The sequence below is a fragment of the Bradyrhizobium sp. genome, from assembly GCF_019244115.1.
Taxonomy (GTDB): domain Bacteria; phylum Pseudomonadota; class Alphaproteobacteria; order Rhizobiales; family Xanthobacteraceae; genus Bradyrhizobium.
This window is the reverse complement of record NZ_JAFATE010000633.1, coordinates 1-3,782: the sequence shown is the minus strand read 5'-3', so window position 1 is coordinate 3,782 and position 3,782 is coordinate 1. Positions and strand designations below refer to the sequence as shown.

The 3,782-nt window shown below is 61.4% G+C and carries 3 protein-coding genes and 1 pseudogene; all 4 read left to right on the top strand.

Going from position 1 to position 3,782, the window contains the following annotated elements; all coding sequences use genetic code 11:
• A pseudogene (locus JOZ76_RS27835) lies at window positions 1-150 on the top strand (helix-turn-helix domain-containing protein); the annotation flags it as partial.
• A 694-nt stretch (window positions 151-844) separates the two neighbouring features.
• Entirely contained in the window at window positions 845-1,675 is an 831-nt protein-coding gene (locus JOZ76_RS27830; RefSeq protein WP_291704133.1) for a hypothetical protein, read from the top strand.
• A 176-nt stretch (window positions 1,676-1,851) separates the two neighbouring features.
• Window positions 1,852-2,658 carry a hypothetical protein gene (locus tag JOZ76_RS27825; RefSeq protein ID WP_291704131.1) on the top strand — a complete coding sequence of 269 codons (807 nt, stop codon included), beginning with the start codon at window positions 1,852-1,854 and terminating at the stop codon, window positions 2,656-2,658.
• Between the two features lie 361 nt (window positions 2,659-3,019).
• Window positions 3,020-3,703: a C45 family autoproteolytic acyltransferase/hydolase gene (locus tag JOZ76_RS27820; protein WP_291704129.1), complete on the top strand. Its 684-nt coding sequence runs from the start codon at window positions 3,020-3,022 to the stop codon at window positions 3,701-3,703.
• Window positions 3,704-3,782: the final 79 nt, after the last annotated feature.

The following is a 3,782-nucleotide window of genomic DNA, read 5'->3' as shown; positions in this document are numbered from 1 at the left end:
GCCGTGCTCGATGGCGCTTCGCGCACGGAGGCCGCCAAAGTCGGCGGAATGGACCGGCAGACGCTTCGCGACTGGGTGATCCGGTTCAACGAGCAAGGACCTGATGGTCTGATCAATGTCCCCGCGCCGGGTGCGCCGGCCAAACTCAACAAGGCGCATCGGGACCTACCGGGTTTCCAGAGGGCGCAAACGATGAATACTCGACCTATTTGCTGCACCTGGTGTGAATTGGCTGGAAATCGAGGCGGCCTCTCAGTTTATGGCGCGGGAGCGGGCGGAAGAGATTGCCCGCAAGAAGCACTACTATCCATGGATGTATCGTACGGTGCTAGCGGACTGGCGTAGTCTCGAAGAGCTGTTCCGAGCGCTCAACAGGTCCGAACCTAGCCCATACCGAAAGCCTGCGCTCGTCTTAGATGTCGCCCGTCGCGGATAGACCGACTGGCGTGCGGCCAGATGAACGCGAATCACCCTGAGCAGACTTCACGCTTGCTCATTAGACGTGATTCTTGGCCACGGGCATCCGTTCGCTGGCGCGCTCGAGCGGGACTCCGCTGCACCAGCAATACTTAAGAGGTCAGCGTGTGAACGACTTCACAGATTGACGACCGGACGCGCGTTATGCTGGTGGCATAAGCGATCTTGAAATACCAAGCCTATGATGAGGAGCACGTGTCATGCCGAGCTTCAGCGCCCCACTTGAGGTAACCGATCAAAATGGCACGACTGGCACGATCATCGGGCCCCAAGGCGTCGTCGGAAGCAATCAGCGGGCATCATCGAAGCAGATTCGTTGCTCCTCTACGGTCCGCCTGGCCTCAATGGCGGACCACAGCGGCTGAGCTTGGTCGCCGAACCCGGCGTCGTGTTTGTGACGGGCGATGATCAAACTCGGATTCGCATGGACGCCACGGGTCTCATCGCCATCAATGACGCCAACGCAAACAACAGGTTTTCGGTGGACGCAACGGGCAACCTGATCGTTTCGGACTCCAACGGCACGCCCACGATCCTGCTGAACCCGCAGGCCGGTACGATTACCATTCTCGGGGTCACCTTTCAGGCGCAGGCTACGGTCACCCTGGATCCCGGCCAGGGGGTCACGCTGGCGGATGCGCTCGGCAACACCGCGACCTACCAAGCCAGTGGTTGGACGGTCAACGGCACCGCCGGATGCGCAATCAACGGCGGCGATCTCAATGTCAACGGCAACGCCTTCGTGACAAACAACATGACGGTTCAAGGTGATGTCTTTTTACCCGGTGCCGACTGCGCCGAGCAATTCGAAGTGGCTGGCGCGACAAGCCTGGAGCCTGGCATGGTGGTAGTCATCGATGATTCGGGGATGCTCCGGGAAAGCGACCAGCCCTATGACAGGAGAGTTGCGGGAGTGATCTCGGGCGCTGGGACTTGCCCGCCAGGCATCGTCCTCAATCGGCACGGCCCCGACGACGGCAAGCGTGCGTCCGTCGCCCTTATCGGAAGAGTCTTTTGCAAGGTTGATGCGACAATGTCAGGCATCGCGGTTGGCGACCTTCTGACGACGTCGCCGGTGCCGGGCCATGCGATGTGCGCCTCGGATTCTCGCCTAGCCTTCGGCGCGGTGCTCGGCAAGGCTTTGCAACCTCTTGCCGACGGTCGCGGCCTTATTCCGATCCTCGTGGCGCTTCAGTGATCAAGCATCGCCCAGTCTAGAGGAGGCCGCCGATGAAGCGAGCGCCGCCGTCCCGCGTAACAGAAGGACCGACTCTCCGGCACATCACACTCACCGGCCCGTCTGGCCGAGCCGCAGCATTGCCGGCGCGGATGCGCGCGTCCGGACGGGTCGCGCCCATCTTCGGCGAGCGAGCCATGTCTGCCGGCGGCGGAGACATCTTGACGCCGCCTAACGTCGCTGGCCCGGTAACGGTCAGCAATGGCGGCGGCCCCATCGCTGCGGGCTCGCCTGTGCAATTGATCTTTTGGGGCGACGCCTGGAGCGACCCCACGACGAACCCCTCTGCGGCCCAGCTCACCCAGGACGTCCATTCGATGCTCCTCGGGCCTTGGCGGGCCGGGCTACGCCAGTATGGGCTTCTGAACCCAATCCACCTTGACGGCTCTCTCACCGTCGGCACTTGGCAGCCTCCGGCCACGTTCCAGCAGGGTGACATCGAGTCCTTGGTCCTGACGCTGATCGAAGGCGGGGTCTACGTTTCCGGCGAGCTCAATCTCTATGTCGTCATGATGCCGCCAAACACCAATTTCGGACCAGGCGGTATCAATGGCGAGCATTGGCGGTTCATTCTTGGGCCCGTATGGCTTGCCTTCGTCCTGTTCGGCAGTCGAGCTTTCATGACCACGACGTTCAGTCACGAACTGGCCGAGATGCTGACGGATCCTGACGGCAGCACCTGGCAGGTCAACCCGCGCAATCCAATCAATTGGAATGAGATCGGCGATATCTGTCAAAGCAGCACCGCCACGCTATCCGGCGTGACCCTGCAGGCCTATTGGTCGCAGCAGGACAATGCCTGTCTCATTCCCCAGGCTCCGTCCTTGCGCAAGACCCTCTCGTTGGCTCAGATCACGCTCGGAGGCCAAGGGCTTCGATCTATCCAAGGCCCGATGCCCAGCCTGAATGCTTTCGTCGATCAGCTTTACGGCAGTACGCTGTAATCCGCGTAGAGCTGTCGCCACCCACGCGAGTGGTCCGCAATCAGAAACCGGAAACCGGAGACTGACCATCAGCGCGACGAGAATGGGCGCAGTCGCGCTCGCTTTAGCGTTAGCCAGAGAGCAGTCCGTCAGCTGCCGTCCTGGGTAAGAGGCCCAACTCGCTATAGAATGGTCATTTCATCATCAGTTCTTTCAAACGGCCGGGGCCCGCATCGATTAGGTCGACTGACTCCAAGCCCGGGCCAGACCGACCGCGGATCGCGGAGCGGCTCAATGTCCCGATGGAGCAAGCGGTCCTTTATTTCGGTAACGATGGCTTGCGAATGCCGACCGGCGGCTGCTCGGCGTCATGAGCGGGGGCGTGTATGGGCGCAACTACGATTTCCGGCCACGGGGGTATGAGGCGCGGTTCGCCCTCGTGCAGGCACGTGACAGCTACGCCAGCATCGGCGGCAGTCACCAGTTGACCGGGCGTCTGGACGGCATGAACCAGCACGGGCTCACCATCGGCTTGCATTTGGTAAAGGTGCGGCCGAGATTCCCTCTCACCAGTACGTTGCTGGTCAGGCGGGTGCTAGACAGTTGCGCGACCACCGCGGAAGCAATCGATCTTCTGCGTCGTTTGCCTCACGCCATGAAGTACAACTATTCGCTGCTCGACGCCGGCGGGGTGGCTGCGGTGGTCGAAGCAGGTGCTGGCGCCGTGGTGGTTCGCCGTGGCGATTGGCTCGCCTGCACCAATCATTTCCAGTCGTCGCAACTGAAGGGTTTGAACCACCGGGTTGCGCACTCGATTGGCCGGCTGCCGCCACTGGAAAGCTGGGCCGCGCGACAGCTCAGTGCCGAACAGACATTCAAGGCGTTGAACTTTTCTGCGTCTCCGGCCTTCCACAACTATGGCAACGCCCAAACGTTGCATACCATGGTCACCGAGCCGCCCAAGCGACGGCTCCTGATTGGCATCGGGGCGATGCTGCGGCGCTCGACGAAGACATGCTGGACGTTGATTTCATGCTGTGGGTCGCCGGTGAAGATTTGCCGGTAAAGCAGCTCAAGGGGCAACTGAACCCAGGTATACCATTCCGGCGGACGACAGCGAGGCGGTAGCGGAGCAAAGTGCGCAA

Excerpts from the sequence above, each read along its gene's own strand:
- JOZ76_RS27825 (WP_291704131.1), top strand. The coding sequence starts at position 1,852 with ATGTCTGCCGGCGGCGGAGACATCTTGACGCCGCCTAACGTCGCTGGC.